This window comes from Sphingobium sp. TB-6 (assembly GCF_012927365.1).
Classification (GTDB): domain Bacteria; phylum Pseudomonadota; class Alphaproteobacteria; order Sphingomonadales; family Sphingomonadaceae; genus Sphingobium.
The window spans coordinates 138,150-156,590 of sequence record NZ_JABBGL010000008.1; the positions used below are offsets into that span (position 1 = coordinate 138,150).

At 63.1% G+C, this 18,441-nt stretch carries 18 protein-coding genes; 11 read left to right on the forward strand and 7 right to left on the reverse strand.

The annotated features are described in order from the left end of the window. Window positions 1–26: 26 nt before the first annotated feature. The 5 genes from metK to HHL26_RS13245 all read left to right on the forward strand — a co-directional run bounded on the left by metK (window position 27) and on the right by HHL26_RS13245 (window position 4,822). Window positions 27–1,235, forward strand: coding sequence for a methionine adenosyltransferase (gene metK / locus HHL26_RS13225; protein WP_066555579.1), 1,209 nt, complete (start codon window positions 27–29; stop codon window positions 1,233–1,235). An 18-nt stretch (window positions 1,236–1,253) separates the two neighbouring features. Next, window positions 1,254–1,754, forward strand: a complete 501-nt coding sequence (locus HHL26_RS24245) for a hypothetical protein (protein WP_066561479.1) — start codon at window positions 1,254–1,256, stop codon at window positions 1,752–1,754. Window positions 1,755–1,882: 128 nt separating this feature from the next. Beyond that, entirely contained in the window at window positions 1,883–2,071 is a 189-nt protein-coding gene (locus HHL26_RS13235) for a hypothetical protein (RefSeq protein WP_066555578.1), read from the forward strand. Window positions 2,072–2,248: 177 nt separating this feature from the next. Next, entirely contained in the window at window positions 2,249–2,980 is a 732-nt protein-coding gene (locus HHL26_RS13240; protein WP_066555576.1) for a tRNA (guanine(46)-N(7))-methyltransferase TrmB, read from the forward strand. A 300-nt stretch (window positions 2,981–3,280) separates the two neighbouring features. Next, the gene (locus HHL26_RS13245) at window positions 3,281–4,822 is read left to right on the forward strand and encodes a right-handed parallel beta-helix repeat-containing protein (protein ID WP_237229977.1); all 1,542 of its coding nucleotides are present in this window, start codon (window positions 3,281–3,283) and stop codon (window positions 4,820–4,822) included. 176 nt (window positions 4,823–4,998) lie between these two features. Here the strand turns inward: HHL26_RS13245 and HHL26_RS13250 are convergent, their stop codons facing one another. The 5 genes from HHL26_RS13250 to HHL26_RS13270 all read right to left on the reverse strand — a co-directional run bounded on the left by HHL26_RS13250 (window position 4,999) and on the right by HHL26_RS13270 (window position 9,211). Continuing rightward, a complete protein-coding gene (locus tag HHL26_RS13250; protein WP_066561476.1) occupies window positions 4,999–5,547 on the reverse strand; it encodes a hypothetical protein in 549 nt (182 codons plus the stop codon). A gap of 159 nt (window positions 5,548–5,706) precedes the next feature. Continuing rightward, entirely contained in the window at window positions 5,707–8,064 is a 2,358-nt protein-coding gene (locus tag HHL26_RS13255) for a TonB-dependent receptor (protein ID WP_066555574.1), read from the reverse strand. 138 nt (window positions 8,065–8,202) lie between these two features. Then, entirely contained in the window at window positions 8,203–8,562 is a 360-nt protein-coding gene (locus HHL26_RS13260; protein ID WP_066555570.1) for a LysR family transcriptional regulator, read from the reverse strand. 61 nt (window positions 8,563–8,623) lie between these two features. After that, on the reverse strand, window positions 8,624–8,875 hold the full coding sequence (locus HHL26_RS13265; RefSeq protein WP_066555568.1) for a hypothetical protein: 252 nt from the start codon (window positions 8,873–8,875) through the stop codon (window positions 8,624–8,626). A 108-nt stretch (window positions 8,876–8,983) separates the two neighbouring features. Further along, entirely contained in the window at window positions 8,984–9,211 is a 228-nt protein-coding gene (locus HHL26_RS13270; RefSeq protein ID WP_206377458.1) for a hypothetical protein, read from the reverse strand. Between the two features lie 189 nt (window positions 9,212–9,400). On the opposite strand from HHL26_RS13270, the gene HHL26_RS13275 reads away from it, so the two are divergent. Both HHL26_RS13275 and HHL26_RS13280 read left to right on the forward strand, forming a co-directional pair. Next, a complete protein-coding gene (locus HHL26_RS13275) occupies window positions 9,401–10,513 on the forward strand; it encodes a histidine kinase (protein WP_066555566.1) in 1,113 nt (370 codons plus the stop codon). Then, the gene (locus tag HHL26_RS13280; RefSeq protein ID WP_066555565.1) at window positions 10,514–11,257 is read left to right on the forward strand and encodes a LytTR family DNA-binding domain-containing protein; all 744 of its coding nucleotides are present in this window, start codon (window positions 10,514–10,516) and stop codon (window positions 11,255–11,257) included. It abuts the gene before it with no gap. 71 nt (window positions 11,258–11,328) lie between these two features. On the opposite strand, the gene HHL26_RS13285 is transcribed toward HHL26_RS13280, so the two are convergent. Both HHL26_RS13285 and HHL26_RS13290 read right to left on the reverse strand, forming a co-directional pair. Then, on the reverse strand, window positions 11,329–11,673 hold the full coding sequence (locus tag HHL26_RS13285) for a UrcA family protein (protein ID WP_066555562.1): 345 nt from the start codon (window positions 11,671–11,673) through the stop codon (window positions 11,329–11,331). 547 nt (window positions 11,674–12,220) lie between these two features. After that, complete coding sequence (locus HHL26_RS13290) at window positions 12,221–12,793, reverse strand: septal ring lytic transglycosylase RlpA family protein (protein WP_066555559.1); 573 nt, start codon at window positions 12,791–12,793, stop codon at window positions 12,221–12,223. A 123-nt stretch (window positions 12,794–12,916) separates the two neighbouring features. Between HHL26_RS13290 and uvrA the strand changes: the two genes are divergently transcribed. The 4 genes from uvrA to HHL26_RS13310 all read left to right on the forward strand — a co-directional run bounded on the left by uvrA (window position 12,917) and on the right by HHL26_RS13310 (window position 18,321). Further along, window positions 12,917–15,865, forward strand: a complete 2,949-nt coding sequence (gene uvrA / locus HHL26_RS13295) for an excinuclease ABC subunit UvrA (RefSeq protein ID WP_066555558.1) — start codon at window positions 12,917–12,919, stop codon at window positions 15,863–15,865. A gap of 54 nt (window positions 15,866–15,919) precedes the next feature. Further along, complete coding sequence (locus HHL26_RS13300) at window positions 15,920–16,930, forward strand: hypothetical protein (protein WP_158511730.1); 1,011 nt, start codon at window positions 15,920–15,922, stop codon at window positions 16,928–16,930. A 73-nt stretch (window positions 16,931–17,003) separates the two neighbouring features. Further along, the gene (locus HHL26_RS13305; RefSeq protein ID WP_237229976.1) at window positions 17,004–17,246 is read left to right on the forward strand and encodes a hypothetical protein; all 243 of its coding nucleotides are present in this window, start codon (window positions 17,004–17,006) and stop codon (window positions 17,244–17,246) included. Window positions 17,247–17,340: 94 nt separating this feature from the next. Beyond that, on the forward strand, window positions 17,341–18,321 hold the full coding sequence (locus HHL26_RS13310; protein ID WP_066555556.1) for a hypothetical protein: 981 nt from the start codon (window positions 17,341–17,343) through the stop codon (window positions 18,319–18,321). The last annotated feature ends 120 nt before the right edge of the window (window positions 18,322–18,441 follow it).

Sequence of the window (18,441 nt, forward strand, 5' to 3'; positions counted from 1 at the left end):
CCGCACAGCGTGCTAACGGGAGTCCCATGCGCAACAACTATCTCTTCACCTCGGAATCGGTTTCCGAAGGCCATCCCGACAAGGTCGCAGACCAGATTTCCGACGCCATCGTCGACCTGTTCCTGTCGAAGGATCCCGAAGCCCGCATCGCCTGCGAAACGCTGACCACGACTCAACTCGTGGTGCTGGCGGGCGAAATCCGCTGCAAGGGCGTCTATGAAAACGACGCCTGGGCGCCCGGCGCACAGGAAGAGATCGAGCGCACCGTCCGTGAGACTGTCAAGCGCATCGGCTACGAACAGGACGGCTTCCACTGGGAAACCTTCCGCTTCGAAAACAATCTCCACGGCCAGTCCGCGCACATCGCGCAGGGCGTCGACGCCGCGGGCAACAAGGATGAAGGCGCCGGCGACCAGGGCATCATGTTCGGCTTCGCCTGCGACGAAACGCCCGACCTCATGCCCGCCACGCTGGACTACAGCCACAAGATCCTGGCCAAGATGGCCGCCGACCGCCACTCCGGCCGCGCCCCCTTCCTGGAGCCGGACGCCAAGAGCCAGGTGACCCTGCGCTTCGAAAACGGCAAGCCCGCCGCCGCCACCGCCATCGTCGTCTCGACCCAGCACGCGCCGGGCTATGACGAGGGCGCGAAGGAAGCCGAACTCAAAAATTATGTGAAGGGCGTTATCGCGGAAGTGCTCCCCGGCGAGCTGCTCTCTGACGAAACTGTCTATCACATCAACCCGACCGGCAGCTTCGAAATCGGCGGGCCGGACGGCGACGCGGGCCTTACCGGCCGCAAGATCATCGTCGACACCTATGGCGGCGCCTCGCCCCATGGCGGCGGCGCGTTCAGCGGCAAGGACCCGACCAAGGTGGACCGCTCGGCGGCCTACATCACCCGCTATCTCGCGAAGAACATCGTCGCCGCTGGCCTCGCCAAGCGTTGCACGATCCAGCTCGCCTACGCCATCGGCGTGTCGGAGCCGCTTTCGCTCTATGTCGACACCCACGGCACCGGCACGGTGGACGACGACAAGATCGAGGACGCGATCAAGAGCATCAAGGAACTGGGCGGCCTCACCCCGCGCGGCATCCGCACCCATCTCGGCCTCAACAAGCCGATCTACCAGCCCTCGGCCGCCTATGGCCATTTCGGGCGGAAGGCTGAAGGCGACTTCTTCCCCTGGGAACGCACGGACCTGGTGGAAAAGCTGAAGGCCGCCATCGCCTGACATAGAATGGGGGAAATCATGGGACGGAAGCACCGCACGACCATCGCCACTCTGGCCATGTCAGCGGCGCTCGCCGCTTCCGTCCCATCCCCAACCCTGGCCGCTCCCGCCAGGACGGCCGCCGATGCGGCGATCTTTCGCGCCGCAGGCCTCAAGAACAACGGTCGCGGCTGGACCAGCGGCTGCGATGAATCCGGCCAGCCGCCTTCGCCCGCCACGATAGACGAACGCCCCGACCTGAACGGCGACGGCCGCCCGGAAGCCGTCGTCTCCGAATCCAGCGGCTATTGCTACGGCAATACCGGCCAGGCCTTCTGGCTGCTCAGCCAGCAGGCCGACGGCAGTTGGAAACTGATGGCGCATGAAACCGGCATCCCCGAATTTCTGGCCAGCAAGGGCGCGGGCGGCTGGCCCGATCTTTCGGTCGGCGGCCCCGGTTTCTGCTTCCCCGTCCTGCGCTGGAACGGCCGAAACTACGCCTTCCATCGCCGCGCCTATGAAGGAAAGCCCTGCCGCTGACCGGCCCCGCATGACGGCAATATGAAGAAAAGTTCATTAGGCCCGAACGGGAAAAACGCCCATAAGCAGGTCGTCGGGTCCGCACCCCTGTCGGGCCCGGCAACTCCCTCTTTTGAAAGGGAATTGCGATGACTTCGGTGTCCCGGAAGCTGACCTCCGCCCTCCTTGGCCTCGCCCTCCTGGCTGGCAGCGCCGCTCCCGCGCTCGCCGCGCCTTGCAAGGACGCCAAGGGCAAATTCGTCAAATGCCCGCCCAAGCCGGTCGCCAAAAAGGGCCCGTGCAAGGATGCCAAGGGCCGCTTCACCAAATGCAAATAAGCTGAAGGCGCCTCGCCTCAACCCCGCATCCGTTTCGCAAGTACCAGCCCAGCGCCGCTAGCCCCGGCGCTGCGGCTCCCAGCCTCCTGCCCCCGGCCAATCTCCTCAACACCGGGGGCAGGAGGCGCCCCATATCCCCGCTTGCCCCCATCGCCGCCGCCCGCTATCGGCGCGCCCATGACGACGCATGAAACGGGGCATGAAACGGGGCATGAATCCGGGTATAAATCCGGCGACCCCACCACGCTCAACCGCCTCTATGGCCGCCAGTCCGGGCACAAGCTGCGCGCAGCTCAACAGGAACTGGTCGACACGCTACTCCCCGCCCTCTCCGTCCCTGAAGAGGGCGAAATCACCGCCGCGAACCTGTTCGGCTATGACCGCCCGCTGCATTTCGAGATCGGCTTCGGCGGCGGCGAACATCTCGCCTATCGCGCCGACCTGCTGCCCGACCATGGCTTCATCGGCTGCGAACCCTTTCTGAACGGCGTCGTCACCGCGCTCGGCCATGTCCGCGACAAGGCGCTGGGCAATGTCCGCCTCCACATGGGCGACGCGCTGTCGGTCCTCAGCCGCATCCCCGACGGCGCGCTCAGCTTCGTCTACCTCCTCCATCCCGATCCCTGGCCCAAGGCGCGCCACGCCAAGCGGCGGATGATGAACCCCGGCCCCGTGGCGATGATCGCGAAAAAGCTGAAACCCGGCGGCGAATTCCGCTTCGGCACGGATCACCCCATCTATCTGCGCTGGGCGCTGATGGTGATGAACGGCCATCCCGATTTCGAATGGCTGGCCAGCGAACCCAGGGATTTCCAGGTTCGCCCCGGCGGCTGGCCCGAAACCCGCTACGAAGCCAAAGCCCGCCGCCTGGGTCACGAAGTCTGGTATTTCCGCTACAGGCGCATCTGACGACAGGCGACGGACAAGTCGCGGAACAGCCCTCCTGATCTCCCAAAACAAAGAAACCCCGCCGGAGCAAGCTCTAGGCGGGGCCAAGGTTCAGGGAGGAGTCACTCCAAGGGGAAGGAGTGACCCAACCTATCTAGGGGACGTTCGATGACGATTCAAGGACATGTCATCCTGCCGTCGCTGATGCGCCACTCCGCGGAGCGCCCCACGCTGTCTTCATTGACCGTTCAGCCATTTCATATCAGGCTGGCGACAAGATCATATCGCTCCGAAAGCCATATTGCTCCGAAAGATCGTAACGTGCGCAAATCCTATCGGGCGTTCACCCTTCCGGCGTTGCTTCTGTCATCCGGCCTCGTCGCGACGGCCCATGCCGAAACCTATTATGTCGATTCCCGTCTTGGCGATGATCGTTCCGGCGGAACGTCCGCCGATCAGCCCTGGCGATCCCTTGCCCGCGTCAATAGCTGGCCGTTTCAACCCGGCGATCAAATCCTGCTGACGGCGGGATCGACGTGGAAGGAACCGCTGACGATCACCCGATCGGGCAAGGCCGGATCGCCCATCACGATCACGGCGACAGGCTCCGGCTCCAGGCCGCGTATCGATGCAGGCGGCGTCTCCGAATATGCGATAGGCGTGATCAACGCGGAATATGTCGCGGTCAGCGGGCTGGAGGTCACCAACGACGCCCCCTCGCCAGCGCCGCGAACCGGCGTGCTGGTGCGGGCCGAAAACCGGGGCGTGACGCGGGGCATCCGCATCAGCGACAATTATGTCCACGATGTCCGGGGCACCAACGACCGCAAGGACAATGGCGGGATAGTGTTCAGCGCCACCGGCAAGACAGTGGCCACCCGCTTCCAGGATCTGACGGTCGAGCGCAACATCGTCTGGCGCGTCGATCGTTCGGGCATTGCCGGGATCAGCGACCGGGTGTCGTTCCTGGACTGGTTCCCCAGCAAGAATGTCGTCATCCGCGACAATTATCTGGAGGATATCGGCGGCGACGGCATCGTGCCCCGGGGCACCGACGGCGCGCTCATCGAGCATAATATCGTCCGCTATGCCGGCAGCCGCGCACCGGGCTATAATGCGGGCATATGGCAATGGAGCACCGACAACAGCCTGATCCAGCTCAACGAGGCGGCCCATACCCGCACCCGCTATGACGGCCAGGGTTTCGATTCCGACTATAATTCGCGGCGGACGACCTTCCTCTACAATTACAGCCACGACAATGCGGGCGGGTTCCTGCTGATCTGCTCGCCACGGCGCAACGACAAGGACAATCTGGGCAATCGCGGCACGGTGGCCCGCTACAATGTCAGCCGCAATGACGGCACCCGCATATTCCAGCTCTCCGGCAATGTGTCCGACGTGCGGATCGAAAAGAACGTCATCCATGTGGGCAAGGCGATGGACGTCCAGATGATCGTCGCGACCGAATGGCAGGGCTGGGCCCGCAATGTCCGTTTTGCAGGCAATGTCTTCAAGGTGGCGGGCACGGCGCGTTATGGCAGCGAGAAAGGACGCAGCGGCCCCGACTATCTGATCAAGGCCGGCTTCTCCCCCGCCGAAGCCATCCGCTTCAAGCGGAACAGCTATTTCGGCAGCCATGTGGACTTGCCGGAGGATGGAACCGGCCAGTCCCTCCTGCCCTATCGGGAAGCCGCGTCGGACTGGCAGGTGCCGACCTTCGATCCCGCCAGGCCGGACGGGTTCACCGAATTTCTCGCCCGTCATCGCGCCTGGATGTTGGCGATGCTGACCAGGGAGTTGGAGGCGCCCGTCACGCCGAAGCAAGCTCGCCGCAGTTCGATCTTCGAAGCCCGGCGCTGATCCGCAGCGTCAAAGAAGCCCCATCTTTACGAAGCTTGCCCACCTTCCCCGTCAAGGGGCGCGAGCATTTGCAAGCAGGGGAAAAAGGCAACGGCGCGCCGAGCCCTGCCCGCCGCGCCGTCATGGCTGCCTTCACAGCGCCCCTCCCCCCGGACGGGCGCGCCCCTTGAAAAGGCTCAGTTCGCCTTGCTCAGATCCACCTTCTCGACCCATTCGGGGTAGAAGGTCGGCTCCCGATTCGACCAACCCACTGCGGTGGCCGCCGCCTCGCTGATCGACTGGAGCAACGCCCGGCGCTTTTCCGGATGGAGATGCGGCAGGCTGGCCGCCGCGCAGAAAGCCCCCGGCAACCACGGCCGCGCACCCGCCCCGAGCAGCCGCTCATACAGGAAGCGATAGGCCGAAAAACTGCCCAGCCGGTCCTGCCCCAGATCGAAGGCCGAAATCGTCACCAGCGGCGCCATGAACGGCTCCATCTGGTCCAGGCCGCTGTCATCGGGCACGCGGGCCTTGATCTCCTCAAGCCGCCCATAGATCCGCGCCTGCGCCCGGATGCTCGCCTCCTCCACCATGTCCCGCGACCACAGCTTCATGGCATCGCGCCGGTGGAGGCCGATATCCAGCGATCTTCGGATATAACGCTGCGTAGCGGCCGGGAAACTGGCGAATTCACGCAATTCCGCCAGGGTGATCGCCCCATCCGCTGGTCTTGCACTGGTGCCCATGCTCTTGCCCTCCGACTTCAAGTCGTAAGCAGAACATGCGCCCCATATGGTTACTGCAAGCTTAAGCGCCGGTTCTGCCGACAAGCACAGGGAATCATTTTTCTTTGTGCAGCGCAACATGTAATTTTTGTGAATGCGCCCAATCGAGTAACGAAGCGGTCACCCGCCCCATTTCGTCCGCAGCGTCACGCCCACCGTGCGCGGCTCGCTGGGTGTCCCGACGATCAACCCGCTATTCCCGGCCTGCACCGTCAGATTCTGCATATAATCCTTGTCGAACAGGTTGCGCGCGAACACCGCCACTTCCCATCGCGGCGACCGATAACCGATGCTGCCGTTGACCAGCGTATAGCCCTTGATGACGGTATAGGCCGATCCGGTGGCATCCCCCAAAAGCCGGGTCCGGGTCACCGCATCTCCGCGCAGGAACAACTCGCCCTCCCGCGCTCCGATCGCCAGCGGCACATGATATTCGCCACCCGCCGATCCGACCCATTTCGGCAGCCCCGGCAGCCCCTGCCCCGACAGGTCGCACTGCGCCGTACCCGTGCCGGTCCGCTCGATGGGACAAGGCCCCTTGGGATAGCTCGCATATTTCCCGTCCGAATAAGCGCCCGAAGCCCGCAGCACCAGCCGTGATCCGATTCCCGCCGCCGCGTCGAACTCGATGCCCTTCACCCTCACCTTGGGAATGTTGGCCAGATAGCTGCGCAACGCCACCGTGGCCGAACTGTCGACCACATTCGCCTGAAAATCCGTCACGTCGATATGATAGGCGTCGATATTGAAGGTCAGCGCATCATCGAACAGCCGCGTCTTGAACCCCGCCTCCCAGGTGGTGTTCGTCTCCGGCCGGACGACGGCGGTGGTCAGCACTGCCTGGTTGGAGGCATTGACCGGCAGACCCGACATGTTGATCCCGCCCGACTTCTGCCCCTTGGCGAAGCTGACATAGCCCATGATCCCCTCCATCAGATCATAGGCGACATTCACCCGTCCCGACGCGCTGCCATCGCCATCATGCGCGGTATAGGATTGCGCCCGCAGGATGGATTGCTGGTCCGCCTGCAATGCCGCCGTCGGCGCCACCCCGCCAAAGGTCCGCACGTCATAGACGCCGTCCTTCTCCTCATAGGTATAGCGCAACCCACCCGTCACCGCGAACCGCTCCACCGGCCGCCAGGTCACTTCCCCGAAAATGCCGTAGCTTTCGCTGCGGAAATCGGTCCGCCCGTCGGTCTGATAACCATCGAGCAGCGCCGACGTCCGCGTCGCACTCGCTGGCAGCAGCCAATAAGTCGCCTGCGGCCCATAAATGCTGATCGGCCGCCCCGTGATCTTCTGGTGGAAATAATAGAGCCCCGCCACATATTCGAGCGGCCCCGGCACATTGGACCCAATCCGCAACTCCTGGCTGAACTGGTCCTGCCGCGAGGGAATATGCTGCGTCGTCTGGATGTGCAGCCCGGTATAGTCGCGATCGTTCGCCGCATCCCAGTTCCAGAAGCGCCATGCGCTGATCGAGGTCAGCGTCGTCCCACCCAGCTTCCAGTCGGCGGTCGCGGACACTCCGCCCTCATCGGTATCCACGCCCAAAGGCGCGTCATTACTCGTCACCCGGTCATAGGGATTGAAACTCGGCGGCACATAAGGCCCACCCGGCGCATTGGCCGCCAGCGAAGCATAGCGCTGCGCGGCAGGCTTCAAGGTCGGCGCCACCCGCACGAAAACCTGCGCGCAGCAATCATTCCGAAAATTCGCCCAATCCCCGATCAACCGCAGCGAAAAGTCCGGCGAAGGCTGGAACAGCAACTGCCCGCGAATGGCGTCATTGCGGATATTATTCTGACGCTCGCCCCGCGCCACGTTCCAGATATAGCCATCCTGCCGCGTTACCGACCCCGACAGCCGGAAAGCAAGGCTCTCGCCCGCAACCGGCCCCGTCACCGCCGCCTTGGCCTGCACGAAATCGCGGCTGCCATAGGAAAGCTCCGCCTCCGCCCCGAAATCGAAGCCCGGCTTCTTCGTGACGATGCTGATCGCGCCGGCCACGCTGTTCTTCCCGAACAAAGTGCCTTGCGGCCCGCGCAGCACCTCGATCCGCTCGACATCGGCAAAGTCGAACGCCGCCGTGGCAGGCCGCGCATGATAGACCCCGTCGACATACAAGCCCACGCCGGGCTCCAGCCCGTCATTGGCCTGACTCACCGCCACCACGCTCGACCCCAGGCCGCGGATCGTGAAGGCGGTATTGCGCGGATTGGCCGAGCTATAGTTGAGCGCGGGCACCAACTGGCTCAACTGGTTGGTGTTGACCGTATAGGTCCGCGTCAAATCCTCGCCGCCAACGACGCTCAGCGAAGCGGGAACCTGCTGCGGGTCTTCCTCCCGCAGCCTCGCAGTGACGATGACGACATCCGCCACCCCCTCGGCCTCGGGCGTCTGCGCCGACGCGACCGCCGAAAACGCCACCGAAGCCAGAACAGCCGCCAAAACCCCCTGCGAACCGAATTTCATGATGCCCCCTCTATGATGGGGGAGGCTCCTATAGGGATCGCAAATGATTCGCTATATATATTCGTATATAGCGAACGGCGCCGCATGGTCCCGCGCAGGCACAGGCAGCATCACTCCATCAAAGACATTATTCCCCGCTCACCCCTGCACCGGCAGCGGCTCCAGCCGCACTTCCGCCGCCAGATCGGGCCAGTGCGCCGCATCCGCCACGCCCATCGCTGCCGCCTGCATCGCCCGATAGCGCGCCAATATCCCGGCGCCATAATCGGTCAGCCGCGCCCCCTCGCTCGATGTCGCGACCAGCGGCATGGCCCAGCACCGGTTCATCACGTCCACCAGCATCCAGCACCGCCGATAGCTCATCCGCAACTTGCGCCCGGCAGCGGAGATCGACCCCTCGCTGGCGATGGCGTCCAGCAGGTCGGCCTTGCCCGGACCCATGGCGATCTCCCCGCCACAATAAATCTGTATCTTGATCTTCAGCGCCGGCCCACTCATGCCGCCATTATGACATGGCGGCCCCCCCAGGCCAATGCGCTGCTTGCCTGATCGGCCCGGATCAGCCGGCCCTGCGCTCCAGCACCGCGCCGATCATGCTGCGCCACACCGCCACGTCGCCCGCTTGCGCCATTTGCGCATCGGGTTCGCGCAGCGTGTGCAGGATCGCATAGGCATCGTCGACATGATTGTGCCAACTGGCATCGACTGCGCTCGCCGCATGCGGATCGCTGCCCCCGCCATTCAGGCTGAGCTGGCGCCCGGCCAGCACGCGGGCAATGCGTTCGATCGCGGGAGTGGCGGAAGTCGGCATATGAAGTAGCTCCTCTCACCTGCGAAAAGCAGCGTCGCCGCCGCCTTCCCAACCGATCATATCACGATTTCGCAACCCGTCTATGACTGGCCGTCCATGACTGGCCGTCTATCGCTCGTCCTTCCTATCCTTGCCCTCAGGAAAGCCCGAAGACGGCACCGGATCGCCATGATCGCCCGGCGCGGTGGCGGAGGGCGGATCGGACGCATCCATGCTGTCCTTCAAACCCTCGTCCAGCTTTTCTTCCTGGGTCACGGCATGGTCCTGCGCATCGGTCGGGCGCGTGTCGCCCGCTTCCTCGCGGCTGTTGGGACGAATATCCGTCTTGTCGCTCATCACTCTCTCCTTATCGGCGCAAGCGGCGCCTCTCCGGATCAACGGGCGGCATCGACAAGCGGTTCCGCTCATCGCCCCCGCTCTCCTTGATCGACCCCACTCTCCTTGATCGACCAACGCATGGAACCCTTCGACCAGCTTCGCCGCCAAGGGGCGACAGCATGCGCGCCTTGGCCTAGACTTTTCCTCATGATCATAAAAAATGAAGACGGCGAGCCGGGCGTGCCGCCGACGGCCGCACTTTATTCGATACTGGGTTTCTGGTTCTTCTACGCGGTGCTGGTGACGCTGCGCGCTTCGGTCATGGGGTTCGAGGCGCAGGGGGCCATGGCCGCCCGCCGCGCCGTGGTGACGGTGATCGGCATCGTCGTCACCTGGGTTCTCTATCTCTGCCTGCGCCGCTTCGACCGCCAGCCGCTGACGACGCGCATCATCGCCGCCTTCACCCTGGCCGCGCCCTTCGCGCTGGCTACCGCGGCGGCCAATTTCTACGTCTTCAACATCTACGATCCGGCATCCCTCTTCCCCGATCCCGACTATCAGAAATATGCCAGCGAACAGGGTTTCGCCCTGATGCAGATCGTGGAAGACGCGATCAGCCGCTATTTCTTCCTCGCCGCCTGGGCCGGTCTGTATCTCGCCCTTTCCTACGCCAGCGAAGCCCACCGCACCGAACGCCGCGCCGTCCGGCTGGAACAGGCCGCGCAACAGGCCGAACTGCGCTCCCTGCGCTATCAGGTGAACCCGCATTTCCTGTTCAACACGCTGAACTCGCTCTCCTCCCTCGTCATGAAGGACCGGCGCGACGAGGCGGAACAGATGATCCTCTCCCTCTCCAATTTCTACCGCACCAGCCTGACCGGCGACCCGCTGGAGGATGTGTCCTTGGAGGAGGAAGTGCATCTCCAGAAACTCTATCTGGATATCGAGGCGGTGCGTTTTCCGGATCGCCTCTCCACCAGTATCCAGGTTCCGGACGGGCTTCTCACCGCCTGCGTGCCCGGCCTGATCCTCCAGCCTCTGGTCGAAAATGCGATCAAATATGGCGTGTCGCGCACGTCCAGCCCCGTCACCATCACCATCGCCGCGCGAGAAGAGGACGGCATGCTCCACCTCAGCGTCACCGACAATGGCGACAAGCCGCCGAGCGAAGCCGATGCGGGCAGCGGCATCGGCCTCGCCAATGTGCGCGACCGCCTGACCGCCCGCTTCGGCGCACAGGGCCGGATCGACTATGGCCCGCGCCCCGGCGGCGGCTTTGTCGTAGACCTCACCCTCCCCATCATCCGCCGGAGTATCTGAATGACCATCAGGACGCTGATCGTCGACGATGAACCTTTGGCGGTCGAACGCCTCCAGATGCTGTGCGCCCGCGAGCCGCGCATCGCCCTGGTCGGCACCGCCAGCGACGGCGAGGCCGCGCTGCGCCTGATCGAGGGGCTGGAGCCGGATCTGGTGATGCTCGACATCGCCATGCCGCTGCTCGACGGCATCGGCGTGGCGCGAGCCACCTCCCGCATGGGCATCTGCCCGGCGGTGATCTTCGTCACCGCGTTCGAGGGCTTTGCGGTGGAAGCCTTCGACCTCGCCGCCGTGGACTATCTGTTAAAGCCGGTCGCCCATGAACGCCTGTCCCGCGCGATCGACCGGGTCGAGCAAGCGCTGGGCAACCGCGCCGCACCCTCCCCCGCGACCAGCGCGGAGGACGAGCCGGAATGGGCCGAGGAATTCTGGGTTCCGCACCGCTCCGAACTGGTCCGCATCGGCGCCGTCCAGATCGACCGGATCGAGGCGGAGCGCGACTATATGCGGCTGCATGTGGGCCAGAACAGCTATCTCCTGCACCAGACGATCAGTTCGCTGGAAAACCGGCTCGACCCGCAGCAATTCGTCCGCCTGCACCGGTCGCATATCGTGCGCCGCGACCATATCGCCCGGCTGCGCCACGACGGCAGCGGCGTCTGGTCCGCCTGTCTGGCCGACGATACGGAAATTCGCATCGGCCGCACCTATCTCGCCAACGCCCGGGCCATGGCGGGGCGGTGACTTCGCATTTCTTTTCCCAAGAAAAAAGGCCCGGGAAACCGGGCCTTTTTTCCAAAACCAATCCAGGAAATTCAGTTCCCGGCGCCGACCGGCTTTTCCTTGCCCATATCGGCAAAACGCTCGCCGCTCTGCGCCTTGGCGACCGCCAGTTCCACCGAATTGCGGACATGCGCGGCGGCGACCTGCTGGCACTTCGCGATCGCGGCGGTGGCGTCGCTGGTCGGGCAGACCTTTGCGGCGGCGCGCTTGATCCGGACGTTCAGGATGCGCTGGTCGCTCTTCTTCGACAGGTCCAGATCATGATAGCTGACCTCGACGCTCTTCCCGTTGGACTCGAATTCGATGGCGGACGCGGTGCCGGCGACGCCCAGGGCGGCTATGGTGGCAAGGGCGGCGGCGAACTTGATGGCGGTCATGGCAATGTCTCCTCAACGCTATGCTTTTACCGGCCCGCTCGCGCGAAATTCGGGGCGGGCCTCAAGCGAAGAGAAGAGAAAGGCCTCGAACAGTTCATCGTCTCTGTCTTCGCCCAGCCTGTTTAGGATGATTGCCAATGCACCGCTTTTCGCTTTCGACCGGCACCTAGCCCGGTCTGCCAACGACGCCCTTGTCGACCAAATGCAGTCTGGCTTGGACGAACGACAATTTTACACCAAAAAAACAAGCTTTCCGTAACGTAAAATTACAAATGTTCAGCAAGCGGCGCGCACAAAAAAACACCCCCGGCGCAAGGGAAAGGCCGGGGGTGCATCCAGGAAGCTGTCGGGCTCTCCGGGATCTCTTTCAAACTGTTACCAGCGAGACGACCTCGCACCGGCCGATCCGTACCGGGTCATCGCTGTGTCGATCATCATCATAGCGCCAGTGCCGAACGACCGTTTTTCCCATTCGATGATCCGTCGACCCGTCCCGCCCGGCAGCATCCACCGGGGATGAACCGACGACAGACTTCCACGAACGACATCAGCGTCCCTGCGCGTCAAGCTGCGCCCGCAAATTGGCCAATGCCCGGTCGTCGACCGTCGGCCGCTCGGGCGCCTCCTTCCCCTCGCGCAGCTTCCTGCGGTCCTTCTCCGGCGGCTCCACCACCCGCACCCGGACCGGCGCGTGCCCGGTGGCCCTGATCCCGAGTTGCTCCGCCGCGCCCCGCGACAGGTCGATGATCCGCCCCCGCCCGGCAAAGGGTCCGCGATCGTTCACCCGCACCAATATGGTCCGCCCCGTCTCCAGCGACGTCACCTCGACATAGCTCGGCAGGGGCAAGGTCGCATGCGCCGCCGTCACCGCCTTGGGGACGAAGCGTTCGCCATTGGCCGTCTGGCTGCCGGACTCATGCCCGTACCAGCTCGCATAGCCCAGATAGTCGTAACTCGGATCGGCGGCAGGCACATAGGTCACGCCCCGCACATTATAAGGCTTCCCCACGCGCACCGGCAGGTCGCTCACCGGCCGGTATTTGACGCCCCCGCCACAGGCCGCCAGCGCCACCGCAGCGACCAGCGCCCCACACCGCATCCGAACCGAAATCCCGCTCATCCCCCAGCCCTAACCCAGCCACCCGCCGGAGAAAAGCCGCCGCCTTTTCCTTTCACCGCGCAGACCCTATCTTGCGCCCGACCGGGCCTTGCCCTCAAAGAACAAATCTGGAACAACACGCCCATGAGTCTCACCACTATTTCCGTGCGCGGCGCGCGCGAGCACAACCTCAAGGGCGTCGACGTCGACCTCCCCCGCGACAGCCTGATCGTGATCACGGGCCTCTCCGGCTCGGGCAAATCCTCGCTCGCCTTCGACACCATCTATGCCGAGGGTCAGCGCCGCTATGTGGAGTCCCTCTCCGCCTATGCCCGCCAGTTTCTGGAGATGATGCAGAAGCCCGATGTCGAGCATATTGAGGGGCTCTCCCCCGCCATCTCCATCGAGCAGAAGACCACCAGCCGCAACCCCCGCTCGACGGTGGCGACGGTCACGGAAATCTACGACTATATGCGCCTCCTCTGGGCGCGCGTCGGCATCCCCTATTCGCCCGCGACGGGCCTCCCCATCAGCGCCCAGACGGTCAGCCAGATGGTCGACCGTGTGATGCAGCTCCCCGAGGGCACCCGCTTCTACCTCCTCGCCCCCGTGGTGCGCGGCCGCAAAGGCGAATATCGCAAGGAACTGGCGGAGTGGCAAAAGGCAGGCTTCACCCGCGTCCGCATCGACGGCGAACTCTACGCGATCGAGGACGCCCCCGCCCTCGACAAGAAATATAAGCATGACATCGAAGTCGTGGTCGACCGCCTCGCCGTCACTGACGACATGTCCACCCGCCTCGCGGACAGCTTCGAACAAGCCCTGAAACTGGCGGATGGCCTGGCCTATGTCGACCTGGCCGACGGCACCGTAGCCGACCTCACCTCTCCCCTCCCGCAGGCGGGAGGGGCCGGGGGTGGGCAAAGCGCAACCGCCGGCAAAATGAAAAACGCCGAAATCCCCGCCAACCGCATCGTCTTCAGCGAGAAATTCGCCTGCCCGGTGAGCGGCTTCACCATATCGGAGATCGAGCCCCGCCTCTTCTCCTTCAACGCCCCGCAAGGCGCCTGCCCCGCCTGCGACGGTCTTGGCGAACGGCAGTTATTCGACCCCGAACTGGTCGTCCCCAACGAAGCCCTGTCCTTGAAAAAAGGCGCCATCGTCCCCTGGGCCAAGTCCAACCCGCCCAGCCCCTATTATATGCAAGTCCTGGGCAGCCTCGCCAAAGAATTCGGCTTCTCCCTCGAAACCCCATGGCAAGATCTCCCCGCAGAGGTGAAAATCATCATCCTCCACGGCACCGCAGGCAAACCCGTCACCCTGCGCTTCGTCGACGGCAAGAAAAGCTATGAGGTCAAGAAACCCTTCGAAGGCGTAATCGGCAACTTGAACCGCCGCCTGCTCCAGACCGAATCCGCCTGGATGCGCGAGGAACTGAGCAAATATCAGACCGCCATGCCCTGCGAGACATGCGACGGCGCCCGCCTCAAACCCGAAGCCCGCGCCGTCAAGATCGCCGGGGAAGACATCTCCCTGTCCACCCGCCGCTCCGTGGTCGACGCCCTGCGCTTCTTCCAGACCCTCCCCACCCACCTCAACGATCAGCAGAACCAGATCGCCAAGGCCATCCTCAAGGAAATCGTGGAGCGCCTCGGCTTCCTCAACAATGTCGGCCTGGATTACCTCAACCTCGACCGCACCAGCGGCACCCTGTCCGGCGGCGAGTCCCAGCGCATCCGCCTCGCCTCCCAGATCGGCAGCGGCCTGTCGGGCGTCCTCTACGTCCTCGACGAACCCTCCATAGGCCTGCACCAGCGCGACAATGACCGCCTGCTCATCACCCTCAAGCGCCTGCGCGACCTCGGCAACACCGTCATCGTCGTAGAGCATGACGAGGATGCGATCCGCACCGCCGACTATATCGTCGACATGGGGCCGGGCGCAGGCGTCCACGGCGGCGAAATCGTGGCCCAGGGCAGCCTCCACGAACTGCTCGCCCACCGCGACAGTCTGACCGCCGATTATCTCAACGGCACCCGCCGCATCGAAGTCCCGACCAGGCGCCGCAAGGGCACCGGCAAGAAACTCACCGTCCACAACGCCCGCGCCAACAATCTGCAAGGCGTCACCGCCAGCATCCCGCTCGGCACCTTCACCTGCATCACCGGCGTATCGGGCTCGGGCAAGTCCAGCTTCACCATCGACACCCTCTACGCCGCCTCGGCCCGCGCCCTCAACGGCGCCCGCATCGTCGCGGGGCCGCATGACAAGATCACCGGCCTCGAACATTGCGACAAGGTGATCGACATCGACCAGTCGCCCATCGGCCGCACCCCGCGCTCCAACCCGGCGACCTATACCGGCGCCTTCACCAACATCCGCGACTGGTTCGCGGGCCTCCCGGAGAGCCAAGCCCGCGGCTACAAGCCCGGCCGTTTCTCCTTCAACGTCAAGGGCGGCCGCTGCGAAGCCTGCACCGGCGACGGCCTCATCAAGATCGAGATGCACTTCCTCCCCGATGTGTACGTCACCTGCGACGTCTGCCACGGCGCCCGCTACAATCGCGAGACGCTGGAGGTGAAGTTCAAGGGCCACAGCATCGCCGACGTACTCGACATGACGGTCGAGGACGCGGTGGAATTCTTCAAGGCCGTCCCCCCCATCCGCGACAAGATGGCGATGCTGGCCGAAGTGGGCCTCGGCTATGTCAAGGTCGGCCAACAGGCCACCACCCTGTCCGGCGGCGAAGCCCAACGCGTCAAACTCGCCAAGGAACTCTCCCGCCGCGCCACCGGCAACACGCTCTATATCTTGGACGAACCCACCACCGGCCTCCACTTCGAGGACGTCCGCAAACTGCTCGAAGTCCTCCACGCACTGGTCGAACAGGGCAACAGCGTGATCGTGATCGAGCATAATCTGGATGTCATCAAGACCGCCGACTGGATCATCGACATGGGCCCGGAAGGCGGCGTCAAGGGCGGCGAAGTCGTGGCCGAAGGCACCCCGGAAAAGGTCGCGAAGAACGCCCGAAGCTTTACCGGGCGCTATCTCGCGCCATTGTTGGGATTAGAGGCGGTGGCGGCGGAGTGATCCAACAGTTAAGGAATCATCGGAATCGAGCACTTGACTTTAGGGGTACATCGAGTGGGAACGCAGAGAAAGGCCAGCAAGAACAAGCATATTTCTGAAAATCACATTCTGGAAGCTTACAATCGATATCTCCCCGCGTTTTCCGCTTTAAAAGACGAAGCGAACTTCATCATATCTCACGCATTGGGCAAGTCCGGTATCAAAATTCATGCCGTAGAGCATCGGATCAAAACATACGATTCATTAAGAAACAAAATATCTTCCGGCGGACATGAGAGCATCGACGAAATCTTAGATGCGGTCGGTTTACGAATCGTATGTCTTTTCAAATCAGACCTACCCAACGTTTGCGAAATCATATCGTCGGAATTTGATGTTATAAGCTTTGATGACAAGGTCGACTCAAGCACAGACAGCTTCGGATATATGTCTATCCATTTTATTTGCGAAATGAAGAAGGCTTACTCTGGTCCACGTTATGACGCAATCCGGGGAATGCGATTTGAAATTCAGGTGAGGACGCTTTGTATGCACGCTTGGGCAGCGATCTCACATTATTTGGACTATAAAGCTGAGTGGGATATTCCAGATCATCTAAAGAAGGGGCTTAATGCGTTGAGCGGTCTTTTTTATGTTGCCGATGTCCAATATGAACAACTGTATTCTTCAAGACAGATTTCAAAAGAGCAGTCTGACACGGCGTCTCCTACAGAGTCCGAAGACCAACCGATAAATTTCGATACGGTTTTTTCGATGTTACGACGCATTTTTCCAGATAGAAAAACCGTAGATTCCGAAAAGATATCTATATTTGTAAAAGAACTTACAGTAAATAATTACACAAATATTGGAAATATAGAACGAGATATAGTTAATTCATATGATCACGTTTTGAAATATGACGCAGAGATTAAGGAGAATCAGGACCCTTTACGGGAAGGTTTGTTTTTCGCTGATTTAGGAGCAGCTCGAGTAGCCCTACGACACAGTAACAAGGCGTATGTTCAGCTGACTTACCCGCAAACTCATATGGTCGGAGTCAAAAGTCCTCGTACCGGCTCATAGGGTTTAAAGAGGAACCAAACGAAAGTTACCTGACCTGATCTTCGCCTTCACCCGAACGCCAACAGGGACTATCTTGAACGCCGCGTCCGCCATGAAACCGGCGGTGATTTCGGAGCACACGATGTCCGCAACTGACAAGCCCGAAAACTGGCCCGGCCGCCGCATTGCCTTCAAGAGCTTTGCGGCCAATCTCGCACGCCGCCGCGCCGAACTCGGCATCACCGACGCCGACTTGCCCCGCAACAGCGGCACCCGCCGCACGGCCAGCAAAAAAGCGCTGCTCAAAGCCATCAAGGACGCCGGAGGCAACTGGTAAGCCGCCCCGTCCTGCGTTCCCATTTTGTTCTGTCCTACAACCCCTCCCCCATATTACCCTCCCGGCAAACCCTCCCATAAAAAGGAGCCTTGCCATGACCTGCCAATTCCCTCCTCTCCCCGCGCCTGCGCAGCAAATCCGCGCCGACGGCTGGAGCCCCGCTCGCCAGCGCCACTTCCTCGAAACCCTCGCCGCCACCGGCATCATCCGCACGGCCTGCGACGCCGCGCAGATCAGCCCGCGCTCGGCCTATGCCCTGCGCATCCGCCGCGACGGCGCGGCCTTTCGCCTCGGCTGGGACGCGGCCATCCTCATCGCTCGCGCGCGCCTTGCCGATGATCTGCTCGCCCGCGCCCTCACCGGCAACGAGGAAGTGATCCGCAAGGACGCAGAAGCCAACGAAATCACCCGCCACCGCCACGACAACCGGCTCGCCATGTCGATGCTTGCGCGGCTGGATCGCATGGCGGACAATCCGCCCGACGGCAGCGACGCCGCGCTCGCCCGCGTGGTGGCGCAGGATTTCGCCGCCTATCTCGACCTGATCTGCCCGGATGAGGCGGCGGCGCCCTCCGGCGCGGAACCGCAGCCCCGCGAAACAGACGAGGCCGAGCCGCTCGACTCCGCCATGCCCGATACGCCCGCCATCGAACAGGCCGCCACCGCTCTCTCCCCAGGCGCGTCCGCCGCGCTGTTCGTCGCGGCGCGGATGGCCCTCAGCGAACGCGGCAAAGCCGACCCCCTCGATGAACGGTGTGAACTTCGCCCAATTTCGGCAGCATCGCCCGTCGAACGGGCGACCCTCCCGCCGGAGGAGGCCGCCGCCCGGCTGCGCGGCATATGGTGGGACGAATATCGGGAAAGCTGGCGCACCGATTATCCCGCGCCGCCCGGTTTCGACGGCAATGAAAGCGACGACATCTACGACATCGACGCCTATGAACGCGACCTGAGCCCCCAGGAGGAAGAAACGCTGGCCGCGTGGGATGCGCAGCAGCGCCGCCCCTATGAGGATGCCGCCACCCGCGCCCGCGACGTCTTTTTCGGCTTTGCCGCGCTGGAAGACGCGGGATGATGGCTGCCCGGCGCGGCTTTGCTTTGGGCCAAATTTGCTATTTCGCCCCAAAGCGCTTACATACGCCGATGCTACAGTCGCAAATCGACGGTCTTCGGCGCTTTGCGGCACCAAACTCCT

What these genes read in the sequence shown, in the direction of transcription:
- HHL26_RS13285 (WP_066555562.1), bottom strand. Translation starts at nt 11,673, where the DNA reads ATGACCGCCATCAAGTTCGCCGCCGCCCTTGCCACCATAGCCGCCCTG.
- HHL26_RS13235 (WP_066555578.1), top strand. Translation starts at nt 1,883, where the DNA reads ATGACTTCGGTGTCCCGGAAGCTGACCTCCGCCCTCCTTGGCCTCGCC.
- uvrA (WP_066555558.1), top strand. Translation starts at nt 12,917, where the DNA reads ATGAGTCTCACCACTATTTCCGTGCGCGGCGCGCGCGAGCACAACCTC.
- HHL26_RS13275 (WP_066555566.1), top strand. Translation starts at nt 9,401, where the DNA reads ATGATCATAAAAAATGAAGACGGCGAGCCGGGCGTGCCGCCGACGGCC.
- HHL26_RS13310 (WP_066555556.1), top strand. Translation starts at nt 17,341, where the DNA reads ATGACCTGCCAATTCCCTCCTCTCCCCGCGCCTGCGCAGCAAATCCGC.
- HHL26_RS13240 (WP_066555576.1), top strand. Translation starts at nt 2,249, where the DNA reads ATGACGACGCATGAAACGGGGCATGAAACGGGGCATGAATCCGGGTAT.
- HHL26_RS13280 (WP_066555565.1), top strand. Translation starts at nt 10,514, where the DNA reads ATGACCATCAGGACGCTGATCGTCGACGATGAACCTTTGGCGGTCGAA.
- HHL26_RS24245 (WP_066561479.1), top strand. Translation starts at nt 1,254, where the DNA reads ATGGGACGGAAGCACCGCACGACCATCGCCACTCTGGCCATGTCAGCG.
- HHL26_RS13270 (WP_206377458.1), bottom strand. Translation starts at nt 9,211, where the DNA reads ATGAGCGACAAGACGGATATTCGTCCCAACAGCCGCGAGGAAGCGGGC.
- HHL26_RS13255 (WP_066555574.1), bottom strand. Translation starts at nt 8,064, where the DNA reads ATGAAATTCGGTTCGCAGGGGGTTTTGGCGGCTGTTCTGGCTTCGGTG.
- metK (WP_066555579.1), top strand. Translation starts at nt 27, where the DNA reads ATGCGCAACAACTATCTCTTCACCTCGGAATCGGTTTCCGAAGGCCAT.
- HHL26_RS13250 (WP_066561476.1), bottom strand. Translation starts at nt 5,547, where the DNA reads ATGGGCACCAGTGCAAGACCAGCGGATGGGGCGATCACCCTGGCGGAA.
- HHL26_RS13260 (WP_066555570.1), bottom strand. Translation starts at nt 8,562, where the DNA reads ATGAGTGGGCCGGCGCTGAAGATCAAGATACAGATTTATTGTGGCGGG.
- HHL26_RS13265 (WP_066555568.1), bottom strand. Translation starts at nt 8,875, where the DNA reads ATGCCGACTTCCGCCACTCCCGCGATCGAACGCATTGCCCGCGTGCTG.
- HHL26_RS13290 (WP_066555559.1), bottom strand. Translation starts at nt 12,793, where the DNA reads ATGAGCGGGATTTCGGTTCGGATGCGGTGTGGGGCGCTGGTCGCTGCG.